Source organism: Pseudomonas sp. 5C2, assembly GCF_034314155.1.
Lineage (GTDB): Bacteria > Pseudomonadota > Gammaproteobacteria > Pseudomonadales > Pseudomonadaceae > Aquipseudomonas.
In genome coordinates this window covers 1,394,565-1,411,245 of the sequence record NZ_JAVIWH010000003.1, presented here as the reverse complement: position 1 = coordinate 1,411,245, position 16,681 = coordinate 1,394,565, and the positions used below count along the sequence as shown (strand labels likewise).

Sequence of the window (16,681 nt, the reverse complement as noted above, 5' to 3'; positions counted from 1 at the left end):
TTATAACGACGTCCGGCACAATCAATCACGCGACTTCAGATACCTGCGCCCGACGTGGATCGGGTTGTGACCAGGTCTCGGCAGCAGCTTCGTCGATGGCGAGCTGGATAGCGCGCTTGCGCTGATCTTCAGCCCGACGGCTGAAGAACCAGACCATGAAGGTCGCTATCGAAACGGCCAACAGGATCAAGCTGGCGATGGCGTTGATTTCCGGTTTAACGCCCAGGCGCACGGCGGAGAACACTTCCATCGGTAAGGTCGTCGAGCCAGGGCCCGACACGAAACTGGCGAGGACCAGATCGTCCAGCGACAGGGCGAAAGACATCATCGCGCCCGCAGCCAGTGACGGCGCAATCATCGGGATGGTGATCTGGAAAAACACCTTCCACGGCCGCGCCCCCAGGTCCATGGCCGCTTCTTCAATGGACAGGTCCAACTCACGCAAGCGAGCCGAAACCACCACCGACACGTACGCCGCACAGAACGTTGTGTGAGCGATCCAGATGGTGACGATGCCGCGTTCCTGCGGCCAGCCGATCATCTGCGCCATGGCCACGAACAGCAGCAACAGCGACAGACCGGTGATCACTTCAGGCATCACCAGAGGGGCCGTCGCCAACCCACCGAACAGCGTCCGGCCTTTGAAGTGAGCGATACGCGTCAACACAAACGCAGCCATGGTCCCCAGCGCCACGGCGGCGATCGACGTATAGCACGCGATCTCCAGCGAACGCATGACAGAACCCATCAGTTGGGTGTTATCCAGCAGGCCAACGTACCACTTGATCGACCAGCCACCCCAGACCGTCACCAGCTTGGAGGCGTTGAACGAGTAGATAACCAGGATGACCATGGGGGCGTAGATAAATACCAGGCCCAATATCAGCATCATGTTCGAGAATCTGAAGCGCTTCATGCTTTAGCCTCCAGTTCTTTGGCCTGGCTACGGTTGAAGAGGATGATCGGCACGATCAGGATCGCCAGCATCACCACCGCCAGAGCAGACGCTACCGGCCAGTCACGGTTATTGAAGAACTCTTGCCACAGCACTTTACCAATCATCAACGTCTCGGGACCGCCCAGCAGTTCCGGGATCACGAACTCGCCCACTACCGGAATGAAGACCAGCATGCAGCCGGCGATAATGCCGTTTTTGGACAACGGCACGGTGATTTTCCAGAAGCTGTTGAAGGTGCTCGAACCCAGGTCCGAAGCGGCTTCAAGCAGGCTTTGATCATGTTTCACCAAGTTGGCGTACAGCGGCAGGATCATGAACGGCAGGTAGGAATACACCACGCCGATATAGACCGCCAGGTTGGTATTGAGTATCTGCAAGGGCTCGTTGATGACCCCCAGCCACATCAGGAAGCTGTTGAGCAGGCCGTTGTTGCTAAGGATGCCCATCCACGCGTAAACGCGAATCAGGATCGCGGTCCAGGTTGGCATCATGATCAATAGCAGCAAGACCGTCTGGCTTTCTTTGCGCGCCGTGGCGATGCCGTAGGCCATGGGATAGCCGATCAGCAAGCACAGCAGCGTGCTGAAAAACGCCATCTTCAGCGAGCCCAGGTAAGCAGCGATGTACAGCTCATCATCGCCGAGCATCGCGTAATTGCCGAGGTTGAGAATCAGCTGCAGTTTCTGTTCGATAACGTTGAAAATTTCGGTGTACGGCGGAATCGCAACGTCTGCCTCAGCGAAGCTGATTTTCAGCACGATGATGAACGGCAGCATGAAGAACAGGAACATCCAGAGGAAAGGGACCCCGATGACCAACTGCCGGCCACCGGGAATTATTCGGCTGAGCGTGCGTGTTATTTTTCGCATTTTCATGAGCGTAATACCACGCCGCTGTCGTCTTCCCACCATACGTAGACTTCATCGTCCCAGGTCGGACGTGCACCACGGCGTTCAGCGTTGGCAACGAACGACTGGACCATCTTGCCGCACGGCAACTCGACATAAAACACCGAGTGGCCCCCCAGGTAAGCGATGTCGTGTACTTTGCCGCGCGACCAGTTGTACTCGCAGCTTGGCATCATCGTGGTAACCAAAAGCTTTTCCGGACGAATCGCATAGGTAATGTGCTTGTCTTCAACCGACGTACTAATACCGTGGCCGACGAAGATATTGCGTTCCAGTTCCGGGCTTGCGATCAGCGCGTGACCTTCGGCGTCATCGACGACTTCGCCTTCGAACAGGTTGACGTTGCCGATGAATTCGCAGACCAGCCGGCTGGTCGGGGTTTCATAAATATCAATCGGGCTGCCAATCTGTGCGATCCAGCCCAGGTGCATAATTGCGATGCGCTGGGCCATGGTCATGGCCTCTTCCTGATCGTGGGTCACCATGATGCAGGTCACGCCAACGCGCTCGATGATCTCGACCAATTCCAGCTGCATTTGCGAGCGCAGTTTTTTGTCCAGCGCACCCATGGGTTCGTCGAGCAGCAACAGCTTCGGCTTTTTCGCCAGCGAGCGCGCCAGGGCCACACGCTGGCGCTGACCGCCGGACAACTGATGCGGCTTGCGCTTGGCGTACTGGCTCATCTGCACCAGCTTGAGCATCTCAGCCACGCGGGCATCGATCTCCTGAGCGGAAATCTTGTCCTGCTTTAAACCGAAGGCGATGTTCTGCGCGACGGTCATATGCGGGAACAGCGCGTAGGACTGGAACATCATGTTGATCGGCCGCTCGTAGGGCGGCATATCGGTGATGTCCACGCCATCAAGGTAGATACGCCCCTCGGTCGGCCGCTCAAAGCCTGCGAGCATGCGCAGAAGCGTGGACTTTCCTGAACCAGAGCCGCCGAGCAAGGCAAAAATCTCGCCTTTATTGATTTGCAGGGACACGTCGTCCACGGCAATCGTCTCGTCGAACTTCTTCGTGACCCGGTCGATTTTGACCAGCACCTGTTTAGGTTGCTGACCACCTTCGAGGGCTTTCTTATAGGCGCCGGAGGCAACTGCCATTTGGTGAAACTCCCAACAAAATTTGCAGCCCGACCAGTACAGCCGGGCCTGGATTTTTCTTATTTACCCGACTTGACCTTAGTCCAGCTGCGGGTCATTAAACGTTGCACCTTCGGGGGCAACTCAGCATTGACGTAAAGCTTGTCCAGGACCTCTTGCGGTGGATAAACCGCGGCATCGGTGCGTACTTTCTGATCCATCAACGCGTCAGCCTTTAAGTTCGGGTTGGCATAGCCGACGGTGTCGCTGACCTGAGCAATCACCTCCGGCTTGAGCAGATAGTTAATGAAGGCATGGGCCTCTTTGACGTTGCTCGCATCACGGGGGATCGCCAGCATGTCAAACCACAGGTTGCCGCCTTCCTTGGGGATGACGTAAGCCACCTTCACGCCCTTGCCGGCTTCTGCCGCGCGGGCTCTTGCCTGGAACACATCACCGGAAAATCCGGCGGCCACGCAGATGTCGCCGTTGGCCAGGTCGGTGATGTATTTGGACGAGTTGAAGTACGTCACGTAGGGCCGGATGGCCAGTAACTTCGCTTCCGCTTTTTTGTAATCTTCCGGGTCTTCACTGTTGGGTTTCAGGCCCATGTAATTGAGCATGGCGGGAATCATTTCATCGCCAGAGTCGAGAAACGCTACGCCGCATTTAGAAAGCTTTTTGATGTTCTCGGGCTCGAACAACATTGCCCAGGAGTCGATCTTGTCGACACCCAGTACCGCCTTGATTTTATCGACGTTGTAACCAATACCATTGGTGCCCCATAGATACGGCACGGCGTACTGATTGCCCGGATCATTCTTCTGCAGACGCTTGAGCAGCGCCGGGTCGAGGTTCTGCCAATTGGGCAACTGGGCCTTGTCGAGTTTCTGGAACGCCCCGGCTTTGATCTGCTTGCCCAGGAAGTGGTTGGACGGAACGACCACGTCATAACCGGTATGCCCGGCGAGCAGCTTGCCTTCAAGCGTTTCGTTGGAATCGAATACGTCATACAACGGTTTGATGTGGGTGGCCGCTTCAAAGTCCACCAAGGTGGTCTCGCCGATATAATCAGACCAGTTATAAATATGCACCGTGGAAGCGGCTTGAACACTGACCGCCAAGGTCAAGCTCGCACCGACCAACAATGCGTTGTGAAAATAAGAAATAGACAATGGGGTGGTCCTCTTCTATTGCGGGCCTTTTGCCCGTGTCAGACAGCACGGTACCTGCCGAACAACAAAATCGGCGCGTAACTGACCTTCGATAAACCCATCCAGCCAAAAACACTTCAATAGCATGGGTGCGATCCCCTGCAAGAACCCATGTATTGGCGAAGGCGGCGTATCCATCACACCGCGTTGCGTTCTTCGCCAACACATCAGCCCCTGCAAGTGATCCACGCTGGTCTTACACGAGCATTACTTGCCCGATTTGATCTTGGTCCAGCTGCGCGTCAGAAGTCGCTGTGTTGCGGCATCCAAATCGCTGATGGCGTACAGTTTTGCCTGCACTTCGGTCGACGGATAAACGCCTGGGTCGGTACGGATATCTTCGTTGACCAACGGTGTTGCTGCGGCGTTGCCGTTAGGGAAGTGCACGCTGTTGGTGATTTCAGCCATGATTTCCGGTTTCTGCAGGAAGGTCATGAATTTGTAAGCACCTTCGACGTTCTCGGCATCCTTGGGAATCGCAACCATGTCGTAGAAGCTACCGGCCCCTTCCTTAGGAATGCTATAGCTGACCTTGACCTTGCCACCGGCTTCTTCAGCACGGGCTTTGGCCTGGTAAACGTCACCCGAGTAACCGACCGCCACACAGATGTTGCCGTTGGCCAAGTCACCGATGTACTTGGAAGAGTGGAAATAGGTGATCGATGGGCGGATTTTCAGGAACAAGTCTTCAGCTTCTTTCAGCTGCTTTTTGTCCTTGGTGTCGGTTGGATAACCTAAGTAATGCAGGGCCACCGGAATCATCTCGGTTGGCGAGTCGAGGAAGCTGACGCCACAGCCCTTCAGCTTGGCTGCGTTCTCTGGCTTGAACAGCAAGTCCCAGGAATTGACCGGCGCATCAGCGCCCAAGGCTGCTTTAACTTTTTCGGCGTTGTAACCAATGCCGATCGAACCCCACATGTACGGGAAGGCATGCTTGTTACCTGGGTCGCTGGCTGCGCCCACGGTTTTGAGCAGATTCTCGTTCAGGTTTTTCCAGTTAGGCAGCTTGGAGCGGTCCAGTTCCTGATAAACGCCGGCTTTGATTTGCTTGGCCAGGAAGTTGTTGGACGGCACCACAATGTCGTAACCGGACTTGCCGGCCAACAACTTGGCTTCGAGGGTTTCGTTACTGTCAAAGACGTCGTAAACGACCTTGATGCCCGACTCTTTTTCAAATTTCGCGACGGTATCCGGTGCGATGTAGTCGGACCAGTTATAGACGTGCAGAACTTTGTCATCGGCCTGAGCAGCAGCGGCCACTACGCCCATAAGGGACAAGGCGAGGAGGGTCTTGCCAAATATCTTCATGCGTACAGCTCCGTTGTTTGAACACTAACCGTTGGGTAGCGGCAACTGAATCCGCCATGAGTCTGGCAAGATTCCGGGCGGGCTTTCAAGACCACATGGCCCGCCTTAATACCTGTCCACTGCATACATCAAAAACCAGCCCTGTTTAAAGTGAGTGAAAATCGTTGAACTTGCTACGGTTTCACTCACCTCAATCAAGCACTTTTCCACCTGATCCCAGCACTTAGCCTTGTATGGCACGTAAGGTCAGGTCCAGGCACGTACGAGCCTTGGTCACCAGCTCATCAATCTCAGCAAAACTGATCACCAGCGGCGGCGCAATGATCATGGTGTCGCCCACGGCGCGCATGATCAGGCCGTTATCGAAGCAGAACTGTCGGCAAATCATCCCGACGCCCTTGCCGGTATAACGCTCACGAGTGGATTTATCTTTCACCAGCTCGATTGCACCCAGCAGCCCTACGCCCCGAACTTCACCTACCAATGGGTGATCATTCAGCTCACGTAAACGCTTTTGCAAATAGGGTGCCGTTTCTTCCCGGACGTGCTCGATAATTTTTTCATCGCGCAAAATACGGATGTTTTCCAGGGCCACCGCAGCGGCAACCGGGTGACCGGAGTAAGTGAATCCGTGGTTGAAATCGCCGCCTTCGTTAAGCACGTCGACCACTTCATCGCGCACGATCAAACCACCCATCGGGATGTAACCCGAGGTCAGGCCTTTGGCGATGGTCATCATGTCCGGTCTCAGGCCGTAGAAATCGCTGCCGAACCATTCGCCGGTGCGACCAAACCCGCAGATCACTTCATCAGCGATAAACAGGATGTCGTACTTGGCGAGGATCTCTTTGATCTTCGGCCAGTAGGTGTCGGGTGGAACGATCACACCGCCCGCGCCCTGGATCGGCTCGGCAATAAAGGCGCCCACGTTGTCGACGCCCAACTCGAGAATTTTCTTCTCCAGTTGCTCGGCCGCCCAGACCCCGAATTCATCCGGGCTCATGTCGCCGCCTTCGCCGAACCAATACGGCTGTGCGATGTGGACGATGCCGGGGATCGGCAAGTCACCCTGTTCATGCATGCCAACCATGCCACCCAAGCTGGCGCCAGCAACGGTCGAACCGTGATAGCCGTTGATTCGGCTGATGATTATTTTCTTCTTCGGCTGGCCTTTGATCGACCAGTAGTGACGCACCATGCGCAGCACGGTGTCGTTGCCTTCAGAGCCCGAACCAGTGAAGAACACATGGTTCATGCCTTCCGGCGCAATATCGGAAATGACTTTGGCCAACTCCAGGACCGGCGGGTGAGCGGTCTGGAAGAACAAGTTGTAATACGGCAGCTCGCGCATTTGCTTGCTGGCGGCATCGGCCAGTTCGTCACGGCCGTAACCGATGGCCACGCACCAGAGACCGGCCATGCCGTCGAGAATCTTGTTGCCTTCGCTGTCCCACAGATAAACGCCCTTGGCGCGAGTGATGATGCGCGGGCCTTTTTCTTTCAATTGTTTGAAGTCGCTGAACGGCGCCAGATGGTGATCATTGCTCAAGGCCTGCCAGACGCGCGTTTGTGGATTGTTATTACTCATGCCGCTCTCTCCGTATTCAAAGTGGCGCGGCCGACCATAGCCGCGCCCATCATAATCAGACCGCGAACAGCAGGAACTCACGTTCCCAAGAGCTGATCACGCGCTTGAAATTCTCATGCTCGGCACGCTTGACCGCGACGTAACCGACAATGAATTTCTTACCGAGGTATTTTTCGATTGTCTTGCTGTTTTCCATTCGCTCCAGCGCGTCTTCGATGGTCAACGGCAGACGCAGATTGCGTCGTTCATAACCACGCCCCACGACCGGCGCACTCGGATTGATTGCTTCGACCATCCCGATGTAGCCGCACAGCAGGCTCGCCGCGATGGCCAGATACGGGTTGGCGTCGGCACCCGGCAGGCGGTTTTCCACCCGACGGTTTTGCGGACCCGCATCTGGCACCCGAAGGCCCACGGTCCGGTTCTCTTCACCCCACTCCACGTTCACCGGTGCCGAAGTATCAGGCAGGAAGCGGCGGAACGAATTGACGTTCGGCGCGAACAACGGCAACAGCTCGGGGATGAATTTTTGCAGGCCACCGATGTGGCACAGGAACAACTCACTCATCGAACCGTCTTCGTTGGAGAAGATGTTTTTGCCGGTGGCGATATCGATCACGCTCTGGTGCAAGTGCATGGCGCTGCCTGGTTCGCCGGTCATCGGCTTGGCCATGAAGGTTGCCGCCACGTCGTGCTTCAGCGCGGCTTCACGCATGGTCCGCTTGAACACCAGAATCTGGTCGGCCAGCGACAACGCATCACCGTGACGGAAGTTGATTTCCATCTGCGCCGTGCCGTCTTCGTGGATCAGTGTGTCCAGGTCCAGATTCTGCAGTTCGCACCAGTCGTAAACATCCTCGAACAACGGGTCGAATTCGTTGGCAGCTTCTATAGAGAACGATTGACGACCGGTTTCCGGGCGACCGGAGCGACCAATCGGCGGCTGCAACGGGAAGTCCGGGTCTTCGCAACGCTTGGTCAGGTAAAACTCCATTTCCGGGGCCACAATCGGCTGCCAGCCCTTGTCGGTATAGAGTTTCAGGACTTTCTTCAATACGTTGCGCGGCGACAGCTCGATCGGGTTGCCTTGCTTGTCGTAGGTGTCGTGAATCACCTGAGCCGTCGGTTCGATGGCCCATGGCACCAGGAACACCGCGTTCTGGTCCGGGCGGCAGATCATGTCGATGTCCGCCGGGTCCAGCAGTTCGTAATAGATGTCATCTTCGACATAATCGCCGGTGACCGTTTGCAGCAACACACTCTCGGGCAAGCGCATGCCTTTTTCGGCGATGAACTTATTGGTCGGTGAGATCTTCCCGCGAGTAATCCCAGTGAGGTCGGCAATCATGCATTCGACCTCAGTGATCTTGTGCTCTTTCAACCAATCGGTGAGCTGGTCGAGATTGGTACTCATAAATACCTCAGGAGGTAGACACCTTGGCCCCGAAGGGGTCAGGCACTTTCTGACGCGGCTGCGTCGCGTTGTATTGCCCGCTTTCTACAGGCATCGCCAAATGCCTGGAAAATCGCAAGATAATGCGGATTCGAGGTCACTTGCCACTCGGGGTGCCATTGCACACCTAAAGCAAAACCCGAGCCTGCCGCGACCGAGACCGCCTCGATCAACCCGTCAGGCGCCAGAGCCTCGACGCGCAAGCCCGGCGCCAGACGCTCAACGCCCTGACCATGAATCGAATTGACTTGAATGTCGCTTGGCAGGCCAAGGCCCGCGAGCACGCCGCCCGGCTGGATATGCAGGATATGGCTTGGCCCGTACTGGACTTCGAGCGGCTCGTTATCCTGTTCACGGTGGTCCATGAATGTTCCAACTTCATGAACACGTTGATGCAGGCTGCCACCGAAGGCCACGTTCATCTCCTGAAACCCCCGGCAAATTCCCAACACCGGTACGCCCGCCGCCACAGCAGCACGAATCAGGGGTAGAGTAGTGCGGTCACGATCAGGATCATGAGCGGTGCCCGGCGCGCTGGCTGGACCGTCGTAATAGGAGGGGTCGACATTGGAGGGCGAGCCGGTGAACAGGAGTCCATCGACGCTGGCGAGTATCTGGGCCGTGTTAAATAATTCAGCCAGTGACGGCAATATCAGCGGCAAGCCCTTGGCAGCGATTGCGACTGCGCGGACGTACTTGTCGCCACTGATGTGATAACTGTGCAGACCGATCTGCTTGGTGCAGGCGGTCACGCCGATTAACGGCAGGCGAGACATGGAACCCCCGAGTATTATTGCTGTTATGGGTTGCAATCGAGCTTAGCCTTGTTCATTTTTTTTCACAACACCCCCGTAAAAAATAGAACACAGCCCGCTCAAGCCCGCAGATTCCAAGGCTGTCAAAACGCAATACTTGCCCTAATTTGCGGCAAAAACGGCCTCTGAGCGCTTTTTGAGTGCAAAAAAGAGCTCTATTGACTTCATGATGGCTTTCGGATTGACTGAATCCCACGAAGCTCGATGATTGATATTTTTAACAACAAAGGTGTTGCATCATGTCGGTACCCCCGCGTGCCGTTCAGCTTAACGAAGCGAACGCGTTCCTTAAGGAACATCCTGAGGTTCTGTACGTTGACCTTCTGATTGCAGATATGAATGGTGTGGTGCGTGGTAAGCGCATAGAACGCACCAGCCTCCATAAGGTTTACGAGAAAGGCATTAACTTGCCTGCCTCTTTATTTGCCTTGGATATCAATGGCTCAACGGTGGAAAGCACCGGTCTGGGTCTGGATATCGGTGATGCTGACCGAATCTGTTATCCGATCCCGGGCACCCTGTGCAATGAGCCGTGGCAAAAGCGCCCAACCGCGCAACTGCTGATGACCATGCACGAAATCGAAGGCGAACCCTTCTTTGCCGACCCCCGCGAAGTACTGCGTCAGGTCGTCAGCAAGTTCGACGAAATGGGCCTGACTATCTGCGCCGCATTCGAACTTGAGTTCTACCTGATCGATCAGGAGAACGTGAACGGTCGCCCACAACCTCCGCGCTCGCCGATTTCCGGCAAACGCCCTCACTCGACTCAGGTTTACCTGATCGATGACCTGGACGAATACGTCGACTGCCTCCAGGACGTTCTGGAAGGTGCCAAGGAACAAGGCATCCCGGCTGACGCCATCGTCAAGGAAAGTGCCCCGGCGCAGTTCGAAGTGAACCTGCACCACGTTGCCGACCCGATCAAGGCATGCGACTACGCGGTACTGCTCAAGCGCCTGATCAAGAACATCGCTTACGACCACGAAATGGATTCGACCTTTATGGCCAAACCCTATCCGGGTCAGGCGGGTAACGGTCTTCACGTCCACATCTCGATCCTTGATCGCGATGGTAAAAACATCTTCACCAGTGAGGATCCCGAGCAGAACGCCGCATTACGTCACGCGATCGGCGGTGTGCTCGAGACCCTACCGGCATCAATGGCGTTCTTGTGCCCGAACGTTAACTCCTATCGTCGTTTCGGCGCACAGTTCTACGTGCCGAACTCGCCGTGCTGGGGCCTGGACAACCGGACGGTCGCGTTGCGCGTTCCGACCGACGCTCCCGATGCCGTGCGTATCGAACACCGCGTAGCCGGTGCCGATGCCAACCCGTACTTGCTGCTGGCCTCTGTGCTGGCGGGCGTGCACCACGGCTTGACCAACAAGATCGAGCCAGGCGCCCCCGTAGAAGGCAACTCCTACGAGCAGAACGAACAAAGCCTGCCCAACAACTTGCGTGATGCCCTGCGCGAGCTGGACGACAGTGAAATCATGGCGCGCTATATCGACCCGAAATACATCGATATCTTCGTCGCCTGTAAGGAAAGTGAGCTGGAAGAGTTCGAACACTCTATCTCCGACCTCGAATACAACTGGTACCTGCACACCGTCTAACGCTGTGCAATAAAAAGAACGCCGTCGGCCGCAAGGTTGGCGGCGTTTTTTTGTGGCCGCTGCACTGCAACCCGTACAATGCCCACTGCCCAAAACAGGAAATCACCCATGACGCGACTCGCCGCGCCCCGTAAACCCCGCGCACGCAGCCAGGCCCGGATCGACTCGATTCTCGATGCCGCCCGCACGCTGCTTGCCGCCGAAGGGGTGGCCAGTCTGTCGATCTACAGCGTTGCCGAACGTGCGCAAATACCACCGTCTTCGGTTTATCACTTCTTTGCCGGCGTCCCGGCCCTGCTCGAAGCCTTGACCGCAGACGTCCACGCTGCCTTTCGCGCCTGCCTGCAAGCGCCCATAGAACACGAACAGCTGACGAGCTGGCGCGACCTATCACGACTGGTCGAACAACGGATGTTAAGTATCTACAGCGCCGATGCCGCCGCCCGCCAACTGATCCTCGCACAACACGGCCTGACCGAAGTCACCCAGGCCGACCGGCAGCACGATATCGAGCTCGGCAATCTGATGCACGCGCTGTTCGCCAGGCACTTCCAGCTCCCTGCCCTGCCGGACGATGTCGACGTGTTTGCGTTGGCGATGGAACTCGGCGACCGGGTTTACGCCCGTTCGGTGCAGCTCCACGACCAGATCACCCCGCGCCTGGCCGAAGAAGGCATGCGGGTGTTCGATGCGTATCTTGGATTGTATTTACCGCCGTATCTGCCCAAGAAACACATCGCCCCCCTGTAGGAGCGCGCTTGCCCGCGATAAGACGGGGCAAGGGCGCTTACATGGATTGCGTTTTTCACATAAAAAACCCCGAAGGGCTTTGGCCGTCCGGGGTTGTCTGCAACGCATCGATCACAGCTTGGCGATCGATACCTCAGTGGATTTGACGAAGGCGATCACTTCGCTGCCAACCACCAGCTCCAACTCTTTGACCGAGCGGGTAGTGATCACGGAAGTGACGACACCTGACGCTGTTTGTACGTCGATTTCCGACAACACCGGGCCTTCGAGGATTTCTTTGATGGTGCCTTTGAACTGGTTACGAACGTTGATAGCTTTAATAGTCATGATGTATTTCCTGTAAGAGTTGGGGGTTCAAACGGTATCGGTACGGTTCGGTTATTGGGCCCAACGCAACTGCGTGGGCAACGGTGATACGGGCTCCGGTTCAGGCGGCGAGCCGGGTATCTGCAGCACCCGGTTCAGTACTTGGGTTTCCAGCGCCGCCAGGCGATGAGAGCCACGTACCCTTGGACGAGGCAGGTCTATCATCACGTCGAGGCCGACCTGGCCCTCTTCAATCAGGATCACCCGATCAGCAATCGCCACGGCTTCGCTGACATCATGGGTGACCAGCAACACGGTGAAGCCATGCTGTTGCCAAAGGCGTTCGATCAGTTGCTGCATCTCGATACGGGTCAGTGCATCCAGCGCACCTAGGGGCTCATCGAGCAGCAGCAGTCGCGGTTGGTGAATCAATGCCCGAGCCAGGGCCACGCGCTGCTTTTGCCCGCCGGACAAGGCTGCCGGCCATTCATCGGCGCGCTCCGCCAGGCCCACAGCATCCAATGCGTCCAAAGCGTGTGGGCGCCAGTTGCCCTGTAAGCCAAGACCCACGTTATCGATAACTTTTTTCCAGGGCAGCAACCGCGCTTCCTGAAACATCAAACGGGTATCTTCCAGCGCATCACTGAGCGGTGCTGACCCCGCCAGCAGTTCACCGCCAGTCGGTTTATCAAGACCGGCCAACAAGCGAAGCAGGGTGCTTTTGCCACAACCGCTACGACCAACCACCGCGACGAATTGCCCCGCCGGGATATGCAGATCGATATCGCGAAGCACCTTGCGCTGACCGAAGGTTTTGCGCAGCTTGCGTACCGCCAGCGGAATACCGCGCAGCAGGTGGGGCGGCTGTTGCTGCTTAAGACTGCTCATACCGCACCGCCTTTTACCGTTTGATACGCCGGATGCCAGCGCAGCCAGACACGCTCCAGACTGCGCGCCGCAAGGTCCGCCAGCTTGCCGAGCACCGCGTAAAGAAGAATCGCCAGGACCACCACATCGGTCTGCAGAAACTCCCGGGCATTCATTGCCAGGTAACCGATTCCTGAACTGGCGGAAATGGTTTCAGCCACGATCAGGGTCAACCACATAAAGCCCAGAGCGAAGCGCACCCCCACCAGAATCGAGGGCAATGCGCCCGGTAAAATCACCTGCCGGAACAATGCGAAACCGGACAGGCCATAGCTGCGTGCCATTTCCACCAGCGCCGGATCAACGTTGCGAATCCCGTGATAGGTGTTCAGGTAAATCGGAAACACGGTGCCCAACGCCACCAGAAAAATCTTCGCAGACTCATCAATGCCAAACCACAGGATCACCAACGGAATAAGCGCCAGATGCGGCACGTTGCGAATCATCTGCACCGAGCTGTCGAGCAGGCGTTCACCCCATTTCGACAGGCCTGTGATAAAGCCCAGCGCCAGGCCGAGACCACCGCCAATGGCGAATCCGATCCCGGCACGCCAGCCACTGATTGCCAGGTGCTTCCAGATTTCGCCGCTGCGCACCAGGCTTATGCTCGCTTCGATGACGGCGCTCGGCGCCGGCAGGATGCGAGTCGAAAGCCAGCCCGCGCTGACCGAGAGTTGCCAGACCGCCAACAACAAGACTGGAAGTGCCCAAGGCGCCAGCCTGTGAATGATTTTTTGCGAAGCACTGAGGCTCATGGAGTTGTCTCCTCTAGGGGCCTGTTGATTACTGAGCCGTGGCTACTTTGGCCGGGGGCGTCCAGATCACGTCTTTGATGCTCAGCGGCTTGGGAATCAACTTGAGCTGGTAAAAGGTGTCAGCGATTTTCTGCTGCGCCGCGACCACGTCTGGGCTGATGAACAGTGCCCCGTAACCTTGGCGTTTGACGGCGGTGCGGGTGATGTCCGGCGTCAGGCCGAGCAATGGCGCGACCTGTTGGGTCACTTCATCGGGGTTGGCCTTGGACCACTCGCCGACGGCGCGAACTTCCTCGACCAATGCCTGAATCACTTGCGGATGTTTTTCAGCGTACGGCTTGGTTGCCAGATAAAACTGATGGTTGTCGACGATGCCGGTGCCGTCACGCAGAGTGCGCGCTTGCAGTTGTTGCTCGGCGGCCGCTTGGTAGGGGTCCCAGATAACCCAGGCATCCACACTGCCGCGCTCGAAAGCGGCACGCGCATCGGCCGGCGGCAAGAATACGGTCTGGATATCGCTGTACTTCAGACCAGCATCTTCAAGCGCACGCACCAGCAGGTAATGCACGTTGGAGCCTTTATTCAGTACGACTTTTTTGCCTTTGAGGTCCTTTATCGACGTGATCGGTGAATCTTTGGGGACCAGAATCGCTTCACTGGTCGGGGCCGGCGGCTCATACGCGACATACAGCAGGTCGGCACCGGCCGCTTGAGCGAACACGGGCGGTGTTTCGCCGGTCACGCCAAAATCGATGGAACCCACGTTCAGCCCTTCCAGCAACTGCGGACCACCCGGAAACTCGGTCCATTGCACTTGCACGTTTTGCTCGGCGAGGCGCTTCTCCAGCGTGCCTTTGGCCCTCAACAAAACCAACGTGCCGTACTTCTGATAACCGATGCGCAGGGTTTCTGCCTGAGCTTGAGTAATAGCGCCGAAGGTGACAGCCGCAGCAAACAGAGCGACCAAGCTTCGACGCAAAATGACAGTGCGCATGGCGCTCTCCTTTGCTGTAGCTATGAAGTTGCACCTGCTTGCCCGTTGGCGGGTGAGTAAGGTGGGGTTAGCGATTTCGCTAAGTGAACAGACATTAACAGGTGTTTTTTATATCTATAAATCTTATTTTTTCATTTGTTTATTCTTAAATTGCATATGCAATTTAAGCGCATGAAATTAGCAGGCCTCCAAATCGCAGATGAAAAAAAGGGCCGATTCAACGGCCCTCTTTTCAACAAAAAACAACCTCACCAGACAGCGAGGCTTATCGGTTAGGTTGCGGCGTCAGACGCAAGTAAGGCGTGACGGCCTTATAGCCTTTGGGGAAGCGTTTCTTGATTTCGTCTTCGTCCTTGATCGACGGCACGATGACCACGTCATCCCCGTCCTGCCAATTGGCCGGCGTTGCGACCTTGTAGTTATCGGTCAGTTGCAGCGAGTCGATGACCCGCAGAATTTCATGGAAATTACGCCCGGTGCTGGCTGGGTAGGTGATGGTCAGGCGAATTTTTTTGTTCGGATCGATCACGAATAGCGAACGCACCGTCAGGGTGTCGCTGGCATTGGGGTGGATCAGGTCGTACAGGTCCGACACCTTGTGGTCGGCGTCGGCCAGGATAGGGAAATTAACGATCGTGTTCTGGGTGGTATTGATGTCGTCAATCCACTTGATGTGGGAATCGACCGAATCCACCGACAGCGCAATCGCTTTAACCCCGCGTTTGGCAAATTCATCCTTGAGCTTGGCCGTAAAACCCAGCTCAGTGGTGCACACCGGCGTGAAGTCGGCCGGGTGGGAAAACAATACACCCCAGCTGCTCCCAAGCCACTCATGGAAATGGATTTTCCCCTCACTTGATTCCTGCTCGAAGTCGGGGGCGATATCGCCGAGTCGTAGGCTCATGGTGCGGCTCCTGGTTGACTATGAAGCGCCCTACTTTGCACCGATCCAAAAGAAATAAAAAAGAATGAATTTTAATTTGTTTATTCATTTTGAATCTAAAGAACCTCACTGCCTTCCTCTGCCCCGTTCAACTCAGCAAGGCTCTCACCCAGGACGCCCGGAACAGTTAAATTTTCACGCCTATTTCACCGTTCATTGACGTATGGACCTGCACACTAACCTCCTACTGGTGCTATTGGGCGTCGGGTTCAGAACCTTCACCCGCTGGAACGTATTTTGTTGTTTATCTGATGACGCGTTACAACGCTGAGAATTGCCGTGGGAGCGGTTTAAACATGGAGTACAGACTTTGCTGAGCGGAACCCGACGTTTGTTCCATCCAAGTAACTTCGCAAAAAACAAAACAAAACTGGCCGCGTTAGTCTGTGTAGCCGCTTTGGCAAGCGTGACATTTTTCCTGTTGAAACCCGCTGCGGTTCCTGACCTTGCAAAAGGCAACAACGTCACGATCACCGACTTCAAATCACGCTGGGCTCAAGGTGACATGATCGTCCTCGTGCGCCACGTCGAGCGCTGCGATCACTCCTCTGCGCCTTGCCTGGGCCCCGCAGACGGCATCACCCTGCCGGGCAAAAGTGTCGCCGAAGCCGTAGGGCAACATTTTCAAACGCTTGGTCTGGGGAAGGCCGACATTTACAGCAGCCCTATGACCCGAACGGCACAAACCGCAGCCTTCATGTTCAACTACACGGGCGCGGGTCAGGAGTGGCTGTCCAATTGTCGGCAAAACATGCTCAGCGACTCGCTTCAACACAAAGCGAAGAACCGCAATCTTGTTCTGGTGACCCACAGCGAATGCATGAACGCGCTGGCGAAAACCATGAAGTTTCGTGACTCACCGACGCCCGACTACGGATCGTCGCTGTTCATCACGGTTGATGATCAACAGCAACCCCATTTGCTCGGTTTTATCAACGCGAACGATTGGCCGAAAGTCCTGGCCAATTGAATTCAGCTGATAGCAAATAGTGTTGCACCGTCTGGACCATGAAAACCCAGACAACAAAAAGCCCCGCAAGCGGGGCTTCTTGTACTCAATA

General features: G+C 56.1%; 16 protein-coding genes. 3 read left to right on the top strand and 13 right to left on the bottom strand.

Annotated elements, in window-relative coordinates:
• Window positions 1-25: 25 nt before the first annotated feature.
• The 8 genes from RGU44_RS21315 to RGU44_RS21280 form a co-directional block, all read right to left on the bottom strand.
• Window positions 26-916 carry an ABC transporter permease subunit gene (locus RGU44_RS21315; RefSeq protein WP_322177390.1) on the bottom strand — a complete coding sequence of 297 codons (891 nt, stop codon included), beginning with the start codon at window positions 914-916 and terminating at the stop codon, window positions 26-28.
• Complete coding sequence (locus tag RGU44_RS21310) at window positions 913-1,794, bottom strand: ABC transporter permease subunit (protein WP_322182984.1); 882 nt, start codon at window positions 1,792-1,794, stop codon at window positions 913-915. Before RGU44_RS21310 ends, RGU44_RS21315 begins: the two co-directional genes overlap by 4 nt.
• 35 nt (window positions 1,795-1,829) lie before the next feature.
• Window positions 1,830-2,972 carry a polyamine ABC transporter ATP-binding protein gene (gene potA / locus RGU44_RS21305; protein WP_322177389.1) on the bottom strand — a complete coding sequence of 381 codons (1,143 nt, stop codon included), beginning with the start codon at window positions 2,970-2,972 and terminating at the stop codon, window positions 1,830-1,832.
• 59 nt (window positions 2,973-3,031) lie between these two features.
• Complete coding sequence (locus RGU44_RS21300; RefSeq protein ID WP_322177388.1) at window positions 3,032-4,126, bottom strand: polyamine ABC transporter substrate-binding protein; 1,095 nt, start codon at window positions 4,124-4,126, stop codon at window positions 3,032-3,034.
• Between the two features lie 246 nt (window positions 4,127-4,372).
• A complete protein-coding gene (locus RGU44_RS21295) occupies window positions 4,373-5,473 on the bottom strand; it encodes a polyamine ABC transporter substrate-binding protein (RefSeq protein ID WP_322177387.1) in 1,101 nt (366 codons plus the stop codon).
• Between the two features lie 223 nt (window positions 5,474-5,696).
• Complete coding sequence (locus RGU44_RS21290; RefSeq protein ID WP_322277875.1) at window positions 5,697-7,061, bottom strand: aspartate aminotransferase family protein; 1,365 nt, start codon at window positions 7,059-7,061, stop codon at window positions 5,697-5,699.
• 55 nt (window positions 7,062-7,116) lie between these two features.
• Window positions 7,117-8,475, bottom strand: a complete 1,359-nt coding sequence (locus RGU44_RS21285; RefSeq protein WP_322177385.1) for a glutamine synthetase family protein — start codon at window positions 8,473-8,475, stop codon at window positions 7,117-7,119.
• Window positions 8,476-8,513: 38 nt separating this feature from the next.
• The gene (locus RGU44_RS21280) at window positions 8,514-9,290 is read right to left on the bottom strand and encodes a gamma-glutamyl-gamma-aminobutyrate hydrolase family protein (RefSeq protein WP_322177384.1); all 777 of its coding nucleotides are present in this window, start codon (window positions 9,288-9,290) and stop codon (window positions 8,514-8,516) included.
• Between the two features lie 278 nt (window positions 9,291-9,568).
• On the opposite strand from RGU44_RS21280, the gene RGU44_RS21275 reads away from it, so the two are divergent.
• Together RGU44_RS21275 and RGU44_RS21270 are read left to right on the top strand one after the other, a co-directional pair.
• Window positions 9,569-10,945 carry a glutamine synthetase family protein gene (locus tag RGU44_RS21275; RefSeq protein WP_322177383.1) on the top strand — a complete coding sequence of 459 codons (1,377 nt, stop codon included), beginning with the start codon at window positions 9,569-9,571 and terminating at the stop codon, window positions 10,943-10,945.
• A 108-nt stretch (window positions 10,946-11,053) separates the two neighbouring features.
• Window positions 11,054-11,695 carry a TetR/AcrR family transcriptional regulator gene (locus RGU44_RS21270; RefSeq protein WP_322177382.1) on the top strand — a complete coding sequence of 214 codons (642 nt, stop codon included), beginning with the start codon at window positions 11,054-11,056 and terminating at the stop codon, window positions 11,693-11,695.
• Window positions 11,696-11,806: 111 nt separating this feature from the next.
• Here RGU44_RS21270 and RGU44_RS21265 read toward each other — a convergent pair whose 3' ends face one another.
• The 5 genes from RGU44_RS21265 to RGU44_RS21245 all read right to left on the bottom strand — a co-directional run bounded on the left by RGU44_RS21265 (window position 11,807) and on the right by RGU44_RS21245 (window position 15,581).
• On the bottom strand, window positions 11,807-12,022 hold the full coding sequence (locus tag RGU44_RS21265) for a TOBE domain-containing protein (RefSeq protein WP_219063645.1): 216 nt from the start codon (window positions 12,020-12,022) through the stop codon (window positions 11,807-11,809).
• Window positions 12,023-12,073: 51 nt separating this feature from the next.
• Window positions 12,074-12,889, bottom strand: coding sequence for an aliphatic sulfonates ABC transporter ATP-binding protein (ssuB, locus tag RGU44_RS21260; protein ID WP_322277874.1), 816 nt, complete (start codon window positions 12,887-12,889; stop codon window positions 12,074-12,076).
• The gene (gene ssuC, locus RGU44_RS21255) at window positions 12,886-13,683 is read right to left on the bottom strand and encodes an aliphatic sulfonate ABC transporter permease SsuC (protein ID WP_322277873.1); all 798 of its coding nucleotides are present in this window, start codon (window positions 13,681-13,683) and stop codon (window positions 12,886-12,888) included. The genes ssuB and ssuC overlap by 4 nt, the downstream gene beginning before the upstream one ends.
• A gap of 28 nt (window positions 13,684-13,711) precedes the next feature.
• The gene (locus tag RGU44_RS21250; RefSeq protein WP_322177379.1) at window positions 13,712-14,677 is read right to left on the bottom strand and encodes a sulfonate ABC transporter substrate-binding protein; all 966 of its coding nucleotides are present in this window, start codon (window positions 14,675-14,677) and stop codon (window positions 13,712-13,714) included.
• A gap of 265 nt (window positions 14,678-14,942) precedes the next feature.
• Window positions 14,943-15,581 carry a peroxiredoxin gene (locus tag RGU44_RS21245; RefSeq protein WP_322177378.1) on the bottom strand — a complete coding sequence of 213 codons (639 nt, stop codon included), beginning with the start codon at window positions 15,579-15,581 and terminating at the stop codon, window positions 14,943-14,945.
• 349 nt (window positions 15,582-15,930) lie between these two features.
• On the opposite strand from RGU44_RS21245, the gene RGU44_RS21240 reads away from it, so the two are divergent.
• Complete coding sequence (locus RGU44_RS21240) at window positions 15,931-16,590, top strand: histidine phosphatase family protein (protein ID WP_322277871.1); 660 nt, start codon at window positions 15,931-15,933, stop codon at window positions 16,588-16,590.
• Window positions 16,591-16,681 lie beyond the last annotated feature (91 nt).

Coding starts and splice junctions, on each gene's coding strand:
- RGU44_RS21285 (WP_322177385.1), bottom strand. CDS start 8,475: ATGAGTACCAATCTCGACCAGCTCACCGATTGGTTGAAAGAGCACAAG.
- RGU44_RS21270 (WP_322177382.1), top strand. CDS start 11,054: ATGACGCGACTCGCCGCGCCCCGTAAACCCCGCGCACGCAGCCAGGCC.
- RGU44_RS21280 (WP_322177384.1), bottom strand. CDS start 9,290: ATGTCTCGCCTGCCGTTAATCGGCGTGACCGCCTGCACCAAGCAGATC.
- potA (WP_322177389.1), bottom strand. CDS start 2,972: ATGGCAGTTGCCTCCGGCGCCTATAAGAAAGCCCTCGAAGGTGGTCAG.
- ssuC (WP_322277873.1), bottom strand. CDS start 13,683: ATGAGCCTCAGTGCTTCGCAAAAAATCATTCACAGGCTGGCGCCTTGG.
- RGU44_RS21250 (WP_322177379.1), bottom strand. CDS start 14,677: ATGCGCACTGTCATTTTGCGTCGAAGCTTGGTCGCTCTGTTTGCTGCG.
- RGU44_RS21245 (WP_322177378.1), bottom strand. CDS start 15,581: ATGAGCCTACGACTCGGCGATATCGCCCCCGACTTCGAGCAGGAATCA.
- RGU44_RS21275 (WP_322177383.1), top strand. CDS start 9,569: ATGTCGGTACCCCCGCGTGCCGTTCAGCTTAACGAAGCGAACGCGTTC.
- RGU44_RS21290 (WP_322277875.1), bottom strand. CDS start 7,061: ATGAGTAATAACAATCCACAAACGCGCGTCTGGCAGGCCTTGAGCAAT.
- RGU44_RS21295 (WP_322177387.1), bottom strand. CDS start 5,473: ATGAAGATATTTGGCAAGACCCTCCTCGCCTTGTCCCTTATGGGCGTA.
- ssuB (WP_322277874.1), bottom strand. CDS start 12,889: ATGAGCAGTCTTAAGCAGCAACAGCCGCCCCACCTGCTGCGCGGTATT.
- RGU44_RS21315 (WP_322177390.1), bottom strand. CDS start 916: ATGAAGCGCTTCAGATTCTCGAACATGATGCTGATATTGGGCCTGGTA.
- RGU44_RS21265 (WP_219063645.1), bottom strand. CDS start 12,022: ATGACTATTAAAGCTATCAACGTTCGTAACCAGTTCAAAGGCACCATC.